Consider the following 14,396-nt stretch of genomic DNA (forward strand, 5'->3'; position numbering starts at 1 on the left):
CCCGCTCCCGATTCGGCCGCGCCCGCGCAGGCCGCCGCGCCGACGCCAAAGCCGAAATCGAAGCCCGCCGCGCCGCCGCGCGAAAACGCGCTCTCCGACGACCCGACGCCGGCGTTGCAGCCAGAGACTTTTTTCGTCACGTCGAAAGCCTCCGAACGTTATGCGCGGATCGCCGATCAGGGCGGCTGGCCGACGGTCGGCGTGCCGCTGAAGCCGGGCTCGAAAGGCGCGGCCGTCGTCAATTTGCGCCGCCGACTCGCCGCCGAGGACGACCGCGTCACGAATGTCGCGAAGCCGAGTTGGGACGCCGATCTCGCCGCCGCCGTGAAGCGCTTCCAATATCGCATGGGGCTCAAGCAGACCGGCGTCGTCGCGGGCGCCACGCTGCGCGAACTCGACATTCCGGCGGCCGTGCGCTTCCGGCAGTTGGCGTCGAGCGCGCAACGGCTCGCGGGCGTCAATTTCCCCTTTGGCGCGCGCTATATCATCGTCAACATTCCCTCGACCGCCGTGGAGGCGGTGGAGAACGACCGCGTCGTGCGCCGCTACGCCGCCATCGTCGGCGACCCGGACCATCACTCGCCGGAAGTCGAGGCGAAGGTCGTCGCGGTGAACATCAATCCGACATGGACGGTGCCGGTCTCGATCATCAAGAATGAAATTGCGCCGAAAATGCTGAAAGACCCCGGCTATCTCACGCGCTCGCATATTCGCGTGCTGAACGCCCATGGCGACGAGGTCGATCCGCGTTCGGTCAACTGGGCGAGCGAGCGCGCGACGCATTACACGCTGCGTCAGGATTCGGGCAAGAATAATTCGCTGGGCTCGATCCGCCTGTCGATGCCCAATTCCTATTCGGTCTATATGCACGACACGCCGTCGCGCAATCTCTTCGCCAATGACTATCGCTTCCTGTCGCACGGCTGCGTGCGCGTGCAGGGCGTCGTCGATCTTGCCGCCTGGGTGCTCGACGGCGACTCCGGCCCCACGCTCGACAAGGCGGCGATCACCGCCAAGATCGCCAGCGGCGAGCGCGAGGACGTGAAGCTGACTCATCCCGTGCCGGTCATCTGGGTCTATATGACCGGGTGGGCGTCGGCCGACGGCCTCGTGCATTTTCGCGACGACGTTTATGGCCTCGACATGATCGGCGGCCTCGCCGAGCAGTGAGGCTACAGCGTCGGGCGATAGCGGACGAAATTGTCCGCCGCGACGAATGTATCGTAAAGCCGCCGCGCGCGTTCATTGCTCGCCTGCGTGTGCCAATAGAGGCGCGACCAGCCGCGCGCGCGTCCAAGATCGACGAGGTCTTGAATGAGCGCGCGTCCCACGCCCGCGCCGCGAAAGTCGGGATCGACGAACAGGTCTTCGAGATAGCAGGCGCGCGACGAGGTCCAGGTGCTGTCATGCAGCACGGAAATGGAAAAGCCGGCGATTCGCTCGTCCTTTTCCGCGATCCGGCCGAGTAGGGCCGAGTTCGAGTCGAGAAGGCGGCGCAAGGTGAATTCCGTCACCTCGTCGGGAACCGCCATTTCGTAGAAATCATTGTAGCCGGACCAGAGCCTGCGCCAGTCCGCGGCGTCCGCCTCGCGAATGTCGCGGACGCAAGTCATTCGTCTTCCGCCCGCGCGCTCTCGTGCCAGCCGCGCAGCAGAAAATAGGACAGCGCCGCGAGCGCGCCGTAGATCGCAAGGCCGCTCAGCGAAATCAGCGCCAGCGCCGCGAACATGCGCGGAATGTCGAGGCGAAAGCCCGCCTCGACGATGCGAAAGGCGAGGCCGGTTCCTTGCCCCGATGCGCCCGCCGCAAGCTCCGCGACGATGGCGCCGATGAGAGCGAGGCCGCCGCCGATGCGCAGACCCGTCAAGAATTGCGGCAGCGCCGCCGGCAGGCGCAGATAAACAAGCTTCTGCCAGGGGTTGGCGCGATAAAGATCGAAGAGGTCGCGCAGCGCGTGGTCGACCGAGGCGAGGCCGAGCGAGGTGTTGGAGAGAATCGGAAAGAAGGCGACGAGAAAAGCGCAAACCAGCACCGCGCTTCCCGGCTGCAGATAGACGAGCAGCAGCGGCGCGATGGCGATGATCGGCGTCACCTGCAATATGATGGCGAAAGGCAGAAGCGCGCGCTCCAGCCATTTCGACTGCGCGATGAGCAGCGCGAGAGCCACCCCCGCGAGGGTCGCGATAAGAAGCGCCTTGAGGGTCACGCCGAGCGTCACCATCAGCGACGAGAAGAGGAGCGCGCGGTCCTCGACGAGTTTCGCGGCGATGACGCTCGGCGCGGGCAGGATGTAGGGCGGGATCTGCTTCCAGGCGACGATCCCTTCCCATGCCGCGAGGGCCGCGATGAAGATGACGAGCGGCGCGCCGATGTCGCGCAATGGCGTTGACAGGCTTGGCGTCGACAGGCTTGGCGTCGAATGGCTTTGCATGGTCATGGCGTCATCGCTTCCGTCGCGGCGCGCAGCGCCCGCGAGGCGCGCCGGCAGATGTCCGCGAATGTCTCGCTCAACCGGAACTCGTCGTCGCGCGCGAGCGCGGGATCGATGACGATCTCCTCGACGATCTGTCCGCGCTGCCGCGACATGACCAGGATGCGCGTCGAAAGATAGGCGGCTTCGAACACGGAGTGGGTGACGAAAACGATCGTCGCGCCAATGTCGCCTTTCAGCGCCAGAAGATCGTCGTTGAGCTTGAAACGCGTCACTTCGTCGAGCGCGGCGAAAGGCTCGTCCATCAGGATGAGCGCCGGGCGCGTGACGAGCGCGCGGGCGATGGCGCAGCGCATTTTCATGCCGCCCGAGAGTTCGCGCGGCCGCGCGCGCGCGAAATCGGAAAGACTTACATGCGCCAGCGCCTCCTTGACGCGCGGCGCCGCCGCTTCGCGGCTCTCGCCCTTGAGCCGCAGCGGCAGATAGACATTGTCGAAGACGCTCGCCCAGGGCAGCAATGTCGGGTCCTGAAAGACGAAGCCGATGTTGTTTTTCGCCTGCGTCTCGCGCCATGTGATGGCGCCGACGCTCGGGGCCGCCAGGCCCGCGATGAGCCGGAGCGCCGTCGATTTGCCGCAGCCCGAGGGACCGAGCAGCGTCAGCGTCTCGCCTTCGCGCACGTCGAGGTCGAAAGCGGCGAGCGCGGTGAGGCCGCTCGGGAAGGTCTTGCCGACGCCATGGAGCGAGACGACCGCGCGCGAGGTCATTGGCGCGTCCATGACGTTCGGCGCGCCTCATGGCCGGGCTTGATCCGGCCGCGCCCGGGCGCCTGCGACAAGCGCAGGCATGTCGGCTCCGCGCCCGTCATTTCGGCCGCAGCTCCATGCCGACCTTCTTGCCGATGAAGCGCAGCGTATAGCCGCGTTTGAAGTCGACAGTGGCGGGAACGACGCCGGCCGTCGCCATTTTATCGAAAAAGCTCTGCATGCGCGCGTCGGTGATCGCGCCGATGCCGAGCGACAGCGCGTCGCCGGAATCGACGACGCCGTCTTCTTTCAGCTTGGCGACGGAATAGGCGATCTGACCGTCCGTCATTTCGGGATTATCGCGCTTGATCAGCGCATTCGCGCCCGAATTGTCGCCATAGAGGTAATTGTACCAGCCGATGATCGACGCGTCGACGAAACGCTGCACGAGATCGGGGTTTTTCGCGATCGTCGAAGCGCGCGCGTCGATCGTCGACGCATAGCTGTCGTAGCCGTAATTGGACAGCAAAAACACATTCGGCTTGAAGCCTCCCTGGCGCTCGATCGCATAGGGTTCCGAGGTGAGGAAGCCCTGCTGGATCGAATTCTTGTCGGCGATGAAAGGCGCCGAGTTGAAATTATAGGGTTTGGTCTTTTGATCCTTGAACCCATAGGCCTGCTTCAGCCATTGCCAGACCGTGGCGCGCGTGTCGCTCGCGATAAAGGCCGTCGCCTTGGGCAAATCCTCGAAACGGTCGAGGCCGACGCCCGGGTGCGACAGGAAGATGACGGGATCGAGCTGGAACAGGCTCGCGACGGTGACGATCGGCACATTCTCCTGGACGGATTCGAACATCTGAATCGTATTGGCGCCCATGGCGAAATCCACCCGGCCCGCCGCGAGCAGCAGCCGCGCGTTGAGCTGCGGGCCGCCCTGCATGATGGTCACGTCGAGGCCGTAGCGCGCATAGGTGCCGTCGGCCACCGCCTGATAGAAGCCGCCATGCTCCGCCTCGGCCCGCCAATTGGTGGCGAAGCTCACCTTGTCGAGCGCCTGCGCGGGCGCCGCGAGGAGAAGGGCGATGCAGGCGACAGTGAATGAGACAAATCGCATGAGGGGAGGCTCCATTGAAGCGCCGCCATCATACACGAAGGCGCGCCCGCTCTATATCCCGCTTGATTTCGACGAGAAGTTGAAGCCGTCAACGAGCATCGCCGGCGCGGCCGGCGCGCCGCCGCCGCCCGCCGCCCGCCAGGCGCGCTGCGTTTCGCCCATCATGACGATATTCGAAAAGAGATCGCCGAGCCGCTGGTTGAAGCGCATATTGCGCACGGGCGCGACGATGCGGCCATTCTCGACGAGGAAATTGCCGTCGCGCGTGAGCCCCGTGAGCAGCAGGCTCTTCGGCTCCACCATATTAGTGTACCAGACCCGCGTCACCAGCACGCCGCGCTTCGTCGCGCGGATCATGTCGTCGAGCGAGGCGCCGCCGCCCGCGACGACGAAATTGTGGGCATAGGGGATCGCTTCGCGCTCCGTCTTCTGCGCCCAGGCGCGCGAACGATAGAGCGTCGTCGCGACGCCGTTTTCGATGAAGGCGCGCGGGCGATGCGGCACGCCCTCAAAGCCGACGGCGGCTTCCGGCGCGAGCGGATCGGCGGGGTCGACGCGGATCGTCAGCTTTTCGTCGAAGAGCTTTTCGCCCGTCAGCGCGCCGCCGCCAGGACGCGTGAAAAAGCTGCGGCCTTCGTCGGCGGCGCGGGCGTCCATCGCGCTTATCAGCCATTCCGCGAGTTCGGCGGTCGCTTCGGGTTCGAGAATGACGGTATAGGCGCCAGGTTCGAGATCGACGGGCGTCGCCTCATGCGCGCCTTTGGCGCAAGCGATGCGCGCGAGCGCGCCGGCGTCGAGCCGCGCGACGTCGAACTGATGCGCGCCGGCCCAGCCCGACCAGGCGTCGGCGCGATTGCGCGCGGTCGCCGAGAGATCGATCTCGCTGCGCCGTTCATAGGCGAAAAGTCCGGCGCTGGTCGCAAGCGCCTCGAAGCGCTTCGCGCTCGTCGCGCAGCCGAAAGTCTCGACGCCGACGCGCGCGCCTTCCTCGATCGTCTGCGCCGCGGCGCCCGCGAGCGCGTCGAGGCGCAGATTCGCCGTCGCTTCGTCATAGCGGTTGGAGAAGCCGTAATTCTGCGGGCCGAGCGGCGCCACATAATCGGGGTCGACCGGCAGCATGCGCGCGATCGCTTCCGAGCGCGCGAGCGCCGCATCGAGCGCATCGTCGTCGAAGCGCGTCGTGGAGCAAGAGCCGACGCGCCCGCCGATATGCGAGGCGACGCGCAGGCTCGCTTCCGCCTGGGCGAGATTGGTCGTCGCGCCGCCGCGCGCGAAACGCAGGCTTTGATTCTCGCCGCCTTCGATCCTGACGACGCAGGCGTCGGCTTTGGAGCGCGCGAGAATTTTGTCGGCGATCGCCTTGGTTTCTTCTGAGGAAAGGAACATGCGCTATGCGTCGTTCGTATTCAGCACGCGCACATTGCGAAAGAGCGCGGGCGGACTCCCATGCGAGACCGGCGCGAGCTGCACCGGCTCCGCCTTGCCGCAGGTGAAAGTGCCGTCGAGATGATAGGCGCTCGCGTCGCAAAGCCCATCGAGCGAATTCCAGAATTGCGTGGTGCGTCCCTGATAGGCGCCGTCGCGCAGGAGTTCGCCGATTTTGCCGTTCTTGATCTCGTAAAAAAGCTGTCCGCCGAATTGGAAATTGTCGCGCTGCTGGTCGATGCTCCAGCTTCCGGCGCCGACGACATAAATTCCATTCTCGACGCCATTGACGAGATCGTCCAAGGCGCATTTTTGCGGATTGGCTTTTAGCGAAATATTCGGCATGCGCTGAATGGGAAATGTCGTCGGGCTGTCGGCGTAGGCGCACCCATTGGAGTGCGCGAGGCCAATGAGATGCGCTTGTCCCAGCGCCATCTGAAAATTCTTCAAAACGCCCTTTTCGACGATGGCGAATTCGGCGGCTTGCGCCGGCGCGCCGTCATCGTCGAAACCGATCGTCGATAGCGCGCCCGGCTGCGAGCGGTCGGCGACGATGGTCATCAGCTCCGAACCGAAGCGCAATTGGCCGAGCATGTCGGGCTTCACGAAACTCGTTCCGGCGAAATTCGCCTCCCAGCCGAGGACGCGGTCGAGTTCGGTCGAATGGCCGACGGTTTCGTGAATGGTGAGCCAGAGATTGGTGGGGTCGATCACGACGTCGTAATCGCCGCTCGTCACGGGCTTGGCGGCGAGCTTGGCGCGCGCCTCCTCGCCGGCGCGCCCGGCTTCTTCGACGAGGCCGGCGCCGACGATATATTCCCAGCCTGCGCCGCGCGCGGGGGTCAGGTTGGCGCGCGTCGCGAAACGGCCGCTCGCGCGGTCGATGGCGACGGCCTGAAAGTCCGGCGCGACGCGCGTGCGCGTCTGCAAAATGCGGCTGCCGAAACTGTTGGCGAAGAATCTTTCTTCGCGCGCGATGGAGAGCGAGGCGGTGCAGAAATCCGCGCCGCGATCGCGCGCGCGCGCATTGACCGCCAGCAGGAGATCGGCCTTTTCGCCTGGGGGAATCGCGAAAGGATCGACCGCCATGGGCATGACCCACTCGGCCTCATGCGCGGGCAGCCGCTCCAAGGCGATCGGGCGCGCCTGGATCGGCTTCACCGCGCGGGCGTTGTCGAGCGCGCGCTCGACGCCGGCGAGGACGCTTTCCCGATCGAGACGCCGCGCCCCGTAAAATCCCCAGGAGCCGTCGAGCAGCACGCGGAGGCCAAAGCCCTGCGCCGAACGCTCGTCGTAATTTTCGAGCCGCTCGTCCCGGGCGAAGGCGTATTCGCGCAGCGTCTCGCCGATCCTGATGTCGGCGTAGCTCGCGCCGCCCCGTTTCGCCGCGGCGAACGCCATATCGGCGAGATCGTAAAGCAGCGCGCGATCGAGCGCGAACTCGCCGTCGCGCCTCAAGGCTTGCGTCGTCTCGATGCCGGGCGCGGCGGCGGCCGCCATGTGTTTCTCCCGAGAGTCCGAAGTCATTCTTGTCCTCACCCTGAGGAGCGCCTGAAAGGCGCGTCTCGAAGGGTGAAGCAGCTAGTATCTTACCTCTGGAGCATCCTTCGAGACGCGAGCTACGCTCGCTCCTCAGGATGAGGTTTCGCATTATGGGCGAGACTCTGAAGTCGCTCGAATATGTTGGGGGCTCCGCCGCCATTTTGCAATCGGCGGGCCTGTCCGTTCTTTAGCCAGTCTCGTCGCCGCGCCAGCCGCAGGCGGCGAGCGCCTCTCGCATATGCGCGGGCGCCGGCGCCACGGCGCGGGCGGAGGGCTTGCCTTCCTGCATCGGAACGTCGATCGCGCGGGCATGGAGGTGCAGCGGCGGCGCGCCTTCGCGCCGTCCCGAGCCGTAGATGGGATCGCCGAGAATCGGCCAGCCCATGGCCTGCGCATGGACGCGGATCTGATGGGTGCGGCCCGTATGCGGCGCAAATTCGACGAAGGCGCGCCCTGAGTCCGCGCTCCTGCCCAATACGCGCCAGGAGGTGCGCGCTGGCAAGCCCAAGGGGTCCGGCCGCATCCACCAGCCGCGCGCGGCGTCGAGCCGGCCGAGCGCCAGGTCGATCTCGCCTTCGTCGCCTTCCGGCGCGCCTTCGACGACCGCCCAATAGGTCTTGCCGATGCGTCCCGATTTGAACAGCTTGCCGAGCCGCTCCAGCGCCTTGCGGTGGCGCCCAAGAACAAGGCAGCCGGAGGTGTCCTTATCGAGCCGATGGGCGAGGGCCGGCGGGCGCGGCAGGCCGAATCGCAACTGGTCGAAAGCGTCCTCCAGGCTCGGGCCGCCTTTGGGGCCGCGATGCACGGGGACGCCCGCCGGCTTGTCGATAATGAGCATCAGCCCGTCGCGATGCAGTAGGCGGGCGAGAAGATCGGGCGCCGGCGCGACAGTCTCATTCATGGCCTATCCATAGCAGGCGCGCGCAATCTTTTCGCCTTTCTGCTAGACAGCGGCCATGACCATTTCTTCGCCAACGTCCAAGCTGCGCCTCGCCGTCGAATTTGGCGTCGCGCGCCTCTATATCGACCACGCCGCCAAGCGCAACGCCTTCGATTTCGAGATGTGGCGCGCGCTTCCCGCGCTGATGCGCGCGATCGATGCGGAGGAAACGGCGCGGGTTCTCGTCATCAGCGGCGCGCCGGGTCTCCCCTTTTGCGCCGGCGCGGATATCAGCGAATTTTCCTCCCTGCGGGCGACGAGCGAGGGCGGGAAAGCCTATGAAGCCGCCAATGTCGAGGCTTTCGACGCGATCTCCAATCTCTCCAAGCCCACGGTCGCGGCGATTTCCGGCTTTTGCCTGGGCGGCGGCATGGGAATCGCCGCCGCCTGCGATCTGCGCGTCGCGGATGAGCGGGCGCTCTTTTCCATTCCCGCGGGCCGGCTCGGCGTCGGCTATCCGCCGCCGGCGATGGCCTATGTCGTGGCCGCCGTCGGGTCGCACCTCGCCTTCGATCTCTTCTATACGGCGCGACGGTTGAAGGCCGACGAAGCGCGCGCCAAGGGCTTTGTCGCGCGGGTCTTCAATCAGGAGAGCTTCGAGGGCGCGGTGCATGAACTCGCCGAGTCCATCGCCGCCAATGCGCCGCTGACCTTGCGCGCCGCCAAGGCGGCGATACGCGCAGCCGCGCGTCTGCCCGGCGCGCCGTCCAATGAAGATTGCGAGGCGCTCGCGCAGGCCTGTTTCGACAGCGCCGATTATACCGAAGGCTCCGCGGCCTTTCTCGAAAAGCGCGAGCCGAAATTCACCGGGCGCTGACAAGTCCGTCGTTGCAAATAAGAAGCAAGAGCCCGCTCAAATCCCGTAGTCGAAAGAATCATAGGCGAGGCCCTGTAAAATCTGATCCATATCGCGCGCGGGCTCGGCGCAGTCCTCCGTTCCGATGACTTTCGCCGGCACGCCGGCGACGATCGAATTTTTCGGCACCGACTTCAGCACCACCGATCCCGCCGCGATGCGCGAACAGGCGCCGATCTCGATATTGCCGAGGATTTTCGCGCCGGCGCCGATCATGACGCCGTGGCGCACTTTCGGATGGCGGTCGCCCGCCATCTTGCCGGTGCCCCCGAGCGTCACATTATGCAGGATCGACACATCGTCCTCGACCACCGCCGTTTCGCCGACGACGAAGCCCGTCGCATGATCGAGAAAGAGGCCCTTGCCGAAGCGCGCGGCCGGATGAATGTCGGCGGCGAGCGCGTCCGAGGCGCGGCTTTGAACGTAATAGGCGAAGTCGCTGCGGCGCGCGCGCCATAAGGCGTGCGACAGCCGCGCCGATTGAATGGCGTGGAAGCCTTTGAAATAGAGCAGGGGCTCGATCATTCGCCCGCAGGCGGGATCGCGCTCGACATAGGCCGCAAGATCGGCGCGAAAGGCGTCGCCGATCTCATCGTCCTCCTCGATCGCCTGCGTGAAGGCGTCGGCGATCATGTCGGCGTCCATCGCCGAACCGCCGAGCCGCGCGCTGATGCGATGGACGACCGCCTCTTCGAGCGACGCGCGATTGAGGATCGCGCCCAGCATGAGCGGGGTCAGCGAGGGATCGAGGCGCAGCGCCTCTTCCGCCTCGCGGCGCATATGCGCCCACATGGCCTCCGCCGCGCGCGGCGGCGTCTGGCTCTCGACGGGCGGGACGGCGTCCATCCTACTCCCTAAAATTTCACCTGCGGCGGCGATTGCGCGGCGTCGCTCGCGGAAAATTCCGCCATCGGCTTCGTCCCGGCGAAGAAGGTCTTCGCCCAGAGCAGCGTCGGGAAGGTGCGCAGCGAAGTGTTGAATTCGCGCACGGCCTCGATGTAGTCGCGCCGCGCGACATTGATGCGGTTCTCCGTGCCTTCGAGCTGCGATTGCAGCGCGAGGAAATTCTGGTTCGATTTCAAATCGGGATAGGCTTCGCTCACCGCGATGAGGCGTCCGAGCGCGCCGGTGAGCTGGCTCTGCGCGTCCTGAAACGCCTTGATCTTCTCGGGGTCGGTGAGCGAATTTGCGTCCACCTTCACCGAGGTCGCCTTGGCGCGCGCCTCGATGACGGCGGTGAGCACTTCCTTTTCCTGCTTGGCGTATCCCTGCACCGTCGCCACGAGATTGGGAATGAGATCGGCGCGGCGCTGATATTGCGACTGCACGTCCGCCCATTTCGCCTTGGCGTTTTCCTCGAGCGTCGGAATAGCGTTGTAGCCGCAGGCCGAGAGGCTCAGGCTCAGGAAAACGGCGACCGCGACGGCGCGCCAGCCGGACAAATTGCTCATGACGAAACTCCGCGAAGCGGCGCTTTCGCGCCGGCCGATTGTCGCAATGCAATGTAAGGCGGGGCGCCGGCCAAGGAAAGAGCGAGGCGCGACGCCGAATTTGGCGTAGAATGCCGCAAGCTCGAAAGGAAGCGGCGCGACATGCAAATCGACGAGATCATCGGCAATTTCGAACTGCTCGACGAATGGGAGGACCGCTACCGCTATCTCATCGAGCTCGGCCGCACGCTGGAGCCGCTGCCCAAGGACGCTTATACGGACGCGAATAAAGTGCGCGGCTGCGCGAGCCAGGTGTGGCTCGAAACGACGCGCGCGCGCGACTTGGATGGGCGCGCGGTCCTCTCCTTTCGCGGCGACAGCGACGCCCATATCGTGCGCGGCCTCGTGGCGCTGGTATTGGCGCTCTATTCGGGAAGGCCCGCGCAGGAGATTATCGAGACCGACGCCGCGCCGCTCTTCAAGGAGCTCGGGCTCGCCGAACATCTCACGCCGCAGCGCGCCAACGGGCTGCGCTCAATGGTCGAGCGCATCAAGAAGGAGGCGCGCGAGGCGCTGGCGGGTTAGGACGGCGATTTGCCTTCCGCAAAATGCCCCGAGCCCCTCACCTCACCTCTCCCCGCAAGCGGGGAGAGGGGTCATCGACGCCGCGCCCTTAATTGATAGGGCGTAACGCTTACCGCCTCCTCTCCCCGCTTGCGGGGAGAGGTAAGGTGAGGGGCCGGGGGATTGGCGCGAATGATCTGTCGTTACAAATTCGGCCGATAATCCTCCGCGCCCCAATGCAGCAGCGCCTGCGCGCGGTCGCGGCCGCGCGCTTCAACGGCGAGGCCGTAGTGACGCGCGAGGCGGTCGAGCGCGATTTTCAAGACCACCTTGCCCGAGCGCGGCGGCCAGCCGCGTTCGCTTTCGACGATCTCCAGCCCCTTGAGATAGCCGCAGACGTCGGTCAGCAGTCCGGCCATCTCCGGCCCCACGGCGTCGAAGGCGTGCGCGAGGCGCTGGCGCGCGTCCAGGGCGATCTCGGAGACGGCGACGCCCGCTTCGGCGCCGCGGCGGGCGGCGTTGATCGAGGCCTCCCAATTGGCGGTGACGCGCTGGCGCAATTGCGCCTGTTCGATGTCGCGGCGGAAACGCTCGCCCGCCTCGACCTGCGCGCCGTCGAGAAAGGGACGCCCGTCGCGATCCTTGCGCCGCGCCAGCCAGGCGAGCGGACTTTCGGCCTCGTTGACGAGCGTCGGCGGGGCGCCTTTTTCGATCGGCCGCAGCGCATAGCGCCCATGCTGGGCGCGAAAGCTTTCGGCCTCCGGCGTAAGCGGCGCGGCGAGCCGGCGCAGATGCGCGCGGCCGGCGTCGGTCAGCGTCAGGCGCTGCGCCGCGCCCGCGCCTTCCCAGCGCGCGAGTCCGTCTTTCAGCGCCGCGTCGCCAATCGCCTTGGGCAGTTGGGCGCGCACGATGGTGACGCCCTTGCTCGCGGCGCGCACGATGATGGTCGCATCGTCGAGTTCGCTTGAAGCGCCGCAGGCGCCGGGCTCTGCAAGCGCCTGCAGCAGACGGCGCAGCGCGCGGTCGATGTCGTGCGGTTCGTCCTTGCGCGCGATCTTCTTCATTGCGCGCGCTCCTCGCCGACGAGCGTGCGGATCGTTTCGCGCTGGGCGGCGAGCGCCGCCTCCAGATGGCGGACGCAGGCGTCGAATCGCGGATCGTCGCGCCTGTCCTCGATGCGCGCGCAGGCATGACGCATCGTGGCGCGGTCGCGCGCGAAAGCCCGCGCGCAAGCGGAGAGTGTCGCGCCGAGCGCGACATGGCGCAGATAGACGGCGAATTGCCGGGCGCGGGCGACAGGGCGGCTGGAGCGGCGAGGGGAAATCACCTCCGTGAAGGGCGCGCCGCGCGCGGCGGCGGCGGCCGCGGCGCAAAGGCTTGAATCAAGATCGGGCTGGAGCGCGGAATCGACGAACATTGAAAAAACTCCCTTATTCCGAAGGGGATAAGGCTAGTATGGAAAATAATCCTATTCAAGAGGAATAAATTTCTCATCCTCAGGCGCGATTGGGAGATCATTCTCTTGCGTCATGGAGGATCGCATGACGCAACAGTTTGATGCCCCCGTCCACGGGCTTCGCCAATTTCGTCCCCCTCGCTTCGAGGCCGAAGCGCGCAGCGCGCTCGACGCGGCGCTCGCCGCCGGGCTTGAGGGCTACGATCGCTTGAGCGCGCTCGCGCGTTTTCCGCGGCTCTCCGCCGAAATCATCGCCAGCGAAACGCCGCAAGCCGCCCGCTCGGCGCTTAAGGAAATCGAGCGCGCGATGCGAAGCGAGCGGGCGCGGCGGGGCCATTGGAGCTATGACCTCAACCGCCATATCGCCCTTCTCATCGCCCATCGCGCCGAAACCGCAAGGCTCCATCGCCTGCTTGGCCGCGCGTGAGCGCGGGCGCTTTCGCCGCAAGAGGCAATGTTTTAAAAGGCGAAGGTCAGCCGAGTCGCGAGGACGATTGAGCCATCTGGAAAAAATATTGGCGCTGTTGACCGCGGCCCTCGTCGCCGTCTTCGTCGGCGTCGGCCTTCTCGCCGTGGCCTTCAATCCGGGGCGGGGCCTCGCCGATTTCGGCGGCGGCGCGCCGGGCGACAAGGGCGCGGCGCGTCAGCAGATTGAGGCGCTGATCGCCGCGACGCCCGAATACGCCCGCTATTTCGCGCGGTTGCGCGAGACACTGACCCCCGATTACGAGTCGGCGATCGACGATTTCGCGACCCGTCTCGCCGCGACGAAGGAAGAGCAGAGCGTCGATTATTATCTATCGGAGACGGTGCGCCGCCTGCGTCTTGCGCGCGGCGCGCTCGCCGCCAAGGCGGAGCCGGAGCCGATGGCGCGGGTCTTCGAGAAACAGCTCGAAGTGCTGCAGGCGGTGGCGCAGGAGGACAAGCGCATGTGCGTCGCCTTCCTTTACGGCGCGAATAATCTCGATTTCCAGAAATTCGCCGCCTCGCGCCGGGGAATCGTCTCCGACATGGCGCTCGCCGGGCTTGAGGCGATCGTGAGCGGGCAGACGAAAAGGATCGCGCGCGGCGCGCCGAGCGAGGCCGATTTCAGCCTGCTCGAAAGGGCGCTCGCGCAACGCGGCCTCGGCAAGATCGAGATCGACGCGCTGCTTGACGGCAAGACGCCAGATCCGCCCCTCGACGACGCGCGCATGTGCGGCGCCGGCCGCACCTATTTCGAGGTGCTGAAGACGCTGCCCGAGCCCGCGCGCACGAAAGTCTATGGACTCGCGCTGGAGCTGATGGCGCGCTCGTAATTGGGCGTAGGTCACGCAGCGTTTAGGCGGGATCGCTAAACGCAGATGACGTGATCGATTCTAAAAGCATAGAGCGCGCTTCACGCGAAAAACCGGATTCCACTTTTTCGCAGCGCGCTCAAGGGCTCAGGGGCCCGCCTGCTTGCCGCCCGGCGACTCCCGCCGCGTGTCCGCCGCTGCGGGCTTCGTCGGCTCCGCCAGCATCCGGCGCAATTGCGCGACGGCTGTGCGAATCAGCCCTTCGCGCGGGCGCGCCGGCCCGATCTCAACCGCGGCCATATTGGCCATCGCCTTGGCGAGATTGTCGGTCGGCTGGCCGTTCGCGGTGAAGAGCATGAGATCGTCGTTCGGACCCGCGGCGACGCCCTCGGCCACCCGGGCCGCGTAATTGGCGAGCCGCAGGACGTCGCCGGCGCAGTTCGGGATCCCGAGCGGGGGCGCAGGCGGCGGCAAGGCGGCGATATCCGCGTCTGACGCCGCGCGTTTGGGGCTCGGCGGGGCGGCAGGCGACGAGCGGCGCTCAGACACGCCCGCCATGATCGAAGGCGCCGGCAGGAGATCGAGCGGGAGCGCGAGCGTTCGCCGCGCGGTCCT

The 14,396-nt window shown here is 66.2% G+C and carries 16 protein-coding genes and 1 pseudogene; 5 read left to right on the forward strand and 12 right to left on the reverse strand.

The window, feature by feature from the left end; all coding sequences use genetic code 11:
• Positions 1-1,170 (forward strand): L,D-transpeptidase family protein (locus V3H18_RS15290; RefSeq protein ID WP_332082931.1); only part of this gene is annotated, 1,170 nt, incomplete at its 5' end.
• A 2-nt stretch (positions 1,171-1,172) separates the two neighbouring features.
• Here the strand turns inward: V3H18_RS15290 and V3H18_RS15295 are convergent.
• The 7 genes from V3H18_RS15295 to V3H18_RS15325 form a co-directional block, all read right to left on the reverse strand.
• Positions 1,173-1,613: a GNAT family N-acetyltransferase gene (locus V3H18_RS15295; protein ID WP_332082932.1), complete on the reverse strand. Its 441-nt coding sequence runs from the start codon at positions 1,611-1,613 to the stop codon at positions 1,173-1,175.
• A complete protein-coding gene (locus tag V3H18_RS15300; protein ID WP_332082933.1) occupies positions 1,610-2,437 on the reverse strand; it encodes an ABC transporter permease in 828 nt (275 codons plus the stop codon). The genes V3H18_RS15295 and V3H18_RS15300 overlap by 4 nt, the downstream gene beginning before the upstream one ends.
• Positions 2,434-3,198, reverse strand: a complete 765-nt coding sequence (locus V3H18_RS15305; protein WP_332082934.1) for an ABC transporter ATP-binding protein — start codon at positions 3,196-3,198, stop codon at positions 2,434-2,436. The genes V3H18_RS15300 and V3H18_RS15305 overlap by 4 nt, the downstream gene beginning before the upstream one ends.
• Positions 3,199-3,295: 97 nt before the next feature.
• The gene (locus V3H18_RS15310) at positions 3,296-4,291 is read right to left on the reverse strand and encodes an ABC transporter substrate-binding protein (protein ID WP_332082935.1); all 996 of its coding nucleotides are present in this window, start codon (positions 4,289-4,291) and stop codon (positions 3,296-3,298) included.
• A 51-nt stretch (positions 4,292-4,342) separates the two neighbouring features.
• The gene (locus V3H18_RS15315) at positions 4,343-5,677 is read right to left on the reverse strand and encodes a TldD/PmbA family protein (protein WP_332082936.1); all 1,335 of its coding nucleotides are present in this window, start codon (positions 5,675-5,677) and stop codon (positions 4,343-4,345) included.
• Positions 5,678-5,680: 3 nt separating this feature from the next.
• Complete coding sequence (locus tag V3H18_RS15320) at positions 5,681-7,216, reverse strand: TldD/PmbA family protein (protein WP_332082937.1); 1,536 nt, start codon at positions 7,214-7,216, stop codon at positions 5,681-5,683.
• A gap of 229 nt (positions 7,217-7,445) precedes the next feature.
• Complete coding sequence (locus V3H18_RS15325; RefSeq protein WP_332082938.1) at positions 7,446-8,159, reverse strand: RluA family pseudouridine synthase; 714 nt, start codon at positions 8,157-8,159, stop codon at positions 7,446-7,448.
• A 55-nt stretch (positions 8,160-8,214) separates the two neighbouring features.
• On the opposite strand from V3H18_RS15325, the gene V3H18_RS15330 reads away from it, so the two are divergent.
• Complete coding sequence (locus tag V3H18_RS15330; protein WP_332082939.1) at positions 8,215-9,015, forward strand: enoyl-CoA hydratase; 801 nt, start codon at positions 8,215-8,217, stop codon at positions 9,013-9,015.
• 36 nt (positions 9,016-9,051) lie between these two features.
• On the opposite strand, the gene cysE is transcribed toward V3H18_RS15330, so the two are convergent.
• Positions 9,052-9,900: a serine O-acetyltransferase gene (gene cysE / locus V3H18_RS15335; protein WP_332082940.1), complete on the reverse strand. Its 849-nt coding sequence runs from the start codon at positions 9,898-9,900 to the stop codon at positions 9,052-9,054.
• Between the two features lie 8 nt (positions 9,901-9,908).
• Complete coding sequence (locus tag V3H18_RS15340) at positions 9,909-10,505, reverse strand: LemA family protein (RefSeq protein WP_332082941.1); 597 nt, start codon at positions 10,503-10,505, stop codon at positions 9,909-9,911.
• 141 nt (positions 10,506-10,646) lie between these two features.
• Here V3H18_RS15340 and V3H18_RS15345 point away from each other — a divergent pair, with 141 nt between their 5' ends.
• Positions 10,647-11,069 carry a SufE family protein gene (locus V3H18_RS15345; RefSeq protein WP_332082942.1) on the forward strand — a complete coding sequence of 141 codons (423 nt, stop codon included), beginning with the start codon at positions 10,647-10,649 and terminating at the stop codon, positions 11,067-11,069.
• 182 nt (positions 11,070-11,251) lie between these two features.
• Here V3H18_RS15345 and V3H18_RS15350 read toward each other — a convergent pair whose 3' ends face one another.
• The gene (locus V3H18_RS15350) at positions 11,252-12,112 is read right to left on the reverse strand and encodes a DUF6456 domain-containing protein (protein WP_332082943.1); all 861 of its coding nucleotides are present in this window, start codon (positions 12,110-12,112) and stop codon (positions 11,252-11,254) included.
• Positions 12,109-12,465, reverse strand: coding sequence for a helix-turn-helix domain-containing protein (locus V3H18_RS15355; protein ID WP_332082944.1), 357 nt, complete (start codon positions 12,463-12,465; stop codon positions 12,109-12,111). The genes V3H18_RS15350 and V3H18_RS15355 overlap by 4 nt, the downstream gene beginning before the upstream one ends.
• 124 nt (positions 12,466-12,589) lie before the next feature.
• On the opposite strand from V3H18_RS15355, the gene V3H18_RS15360 reads away from it, so the two are divergent.
• Both V3H18_RS15360 and V3H18_RS15365 read left to right on the forward strand, forming a co-directional pair.
• Entirely contained in the window at positions 12,590-12,931 is a 342-nt protein-coding gene (locus V3H18_RS15360) for a DUF6477 family protein (RefSeq protein WP_332082945.1), read from the forward strand.
• A gap of 67 nt (positions 12,932-12,998) precedes the next feature.
• Positions 12,999-13,802: a hypothetical protein gene (locus V3H18_RS15365; RefSeq protein ID WP_332082946.1), complete on the forward strand. Its 804-nt coding sequence runs from the start codon at positions 12,999-13,001 to the stop codon at positions 13,800-13,802.
• Between the two features lie 126 nt (positions 13,803-13,928).
• Here V3H18_RS15365 and V3H18_RS15370 read toward each other — a convergent pair.
• Positions 13,929-14,396 (reverse strand): annotated as a pseudogene (locus V3H18_RS15370) (hypothetical protein); the annotation flags it as partial.

Origin of the sequence: Methylocystis borbori, from assembly GCF_036576025.1 — a bacterium.
Lineage (GTDB): Bacteria > Pseudomonadota > Alphaproteobacteria > Rhizobiales > Beijerinckiaceae > Methylocystis > Methylocystis borbori.

What these genes read in the sequence shown, in the direction of transcription:
- V3H18_RS15315 (WP_332082936.1), bottom strand. Translation starts at nt 5,677, where the DNA reads ATGTTCCTTTCCTCAGAAGAAACCAAGGCGATCGCCGACAAAATTCTC.
- V3H18_RS15295 (WP_332082932.1), bottom strand. Translation starts at nt 1,613, where the DNA reads ATGACTTGCGTCCGCGACATTCGCGAGGCGGACGCCGCGGACTGGCGC.
- V3H18_RS15300 (WP_332082933.1), bottom strand. Translation starts at nt 2,437, where the DNA reads ATGACCATGCAAAGCCATTCGACGCCAAGCCTGTCGACGCCAAGCCTG.
- V3H18_RS15305 (WP_332082934.1), bottom strand. Translation starts at nt 3,198, where the DNA reads ATGACCTCGCGCGCGGTCGTCTCGCTCCATGGCGTCGGCAAGACCTTC.
- V3H18_RS15330 (WP_332082939.1), top strand. Translation starts at nt 8,215, where the DNA reads ATGACCATTTCTTCGCCAACGTCCAAGCTGCGCCTCGCCGTCGAATTT.
- V3H18_RS15355 (WP_332082944.1), bottom strand. Translation starts at nt 12,465, where the DNA reads ATGTTCGTCGATTCCGCGCTCCAGCCCGATCTTGATTCAAGCCTTTGC.
- V3H18_RS15340 (WP_332082941.1), bottom strand. Translation starts at nt 10,505, where the DNA reads ATGAGCAATTTGTCCGGCTGGCGCGCCGTCGCGGTCGCCGTTTTCCTG.
- cysE (WP_332082940.1), bottom strand. Translation starts at nt 9,900, where the DNA reads ATGGACGCCGTCCCGCCCGTCGAGAGCCAGACGCCGCCGCGCGCGGCG.
- V3H18_RS15360 (WP_332082945.1), top strand. Translation starts at nt 12,590, where the DNA reads ATGACGCAACAGTTTGATGCCCCCGTCCACGGGCTTCGCCAATTTCGT.
- V3H18_RS15325 (WP_332082938.1), bottom strand. Translation starts at nt 8,159, where the DNA reads ATGAATGAGACTGTCGCGCCGGCGCCCGATCTTCTCGCCCGCCTACTG.
- V3H18_RS15310 (WP_332082935.1), bottom strand. Translation starts at nt 4,291, where the DNA reads ATGCGATTTGTCTCATTCACTGTCGCCTGCATCGCCCTTCTCCTCGCG.
- V3H18_RS15350 (WP_332082943.1), bottom strand. Translation starts at nt 12,112, where the DNA reads ATGAAGAAGATCGCGCGCAAGGACGAACCGCACGACATCGACCGCGCG.
- V3H18_RS15320 (WP_332082937.1), bottom strand. Translation starts at nt 7,216, where the DNA reads ATGGCGGCCGCCGCCGCGCCCGGCATCGAGACGACGCAAGCCTTGAGG.
- V3H18_RS15345 (WP_332082942.1), top strand. Translation starts at nt 10,647, where the DNA reads ATGCAAATCGACGAGATCATCGGCAATTTCGAACTGCTCGACGAATGG.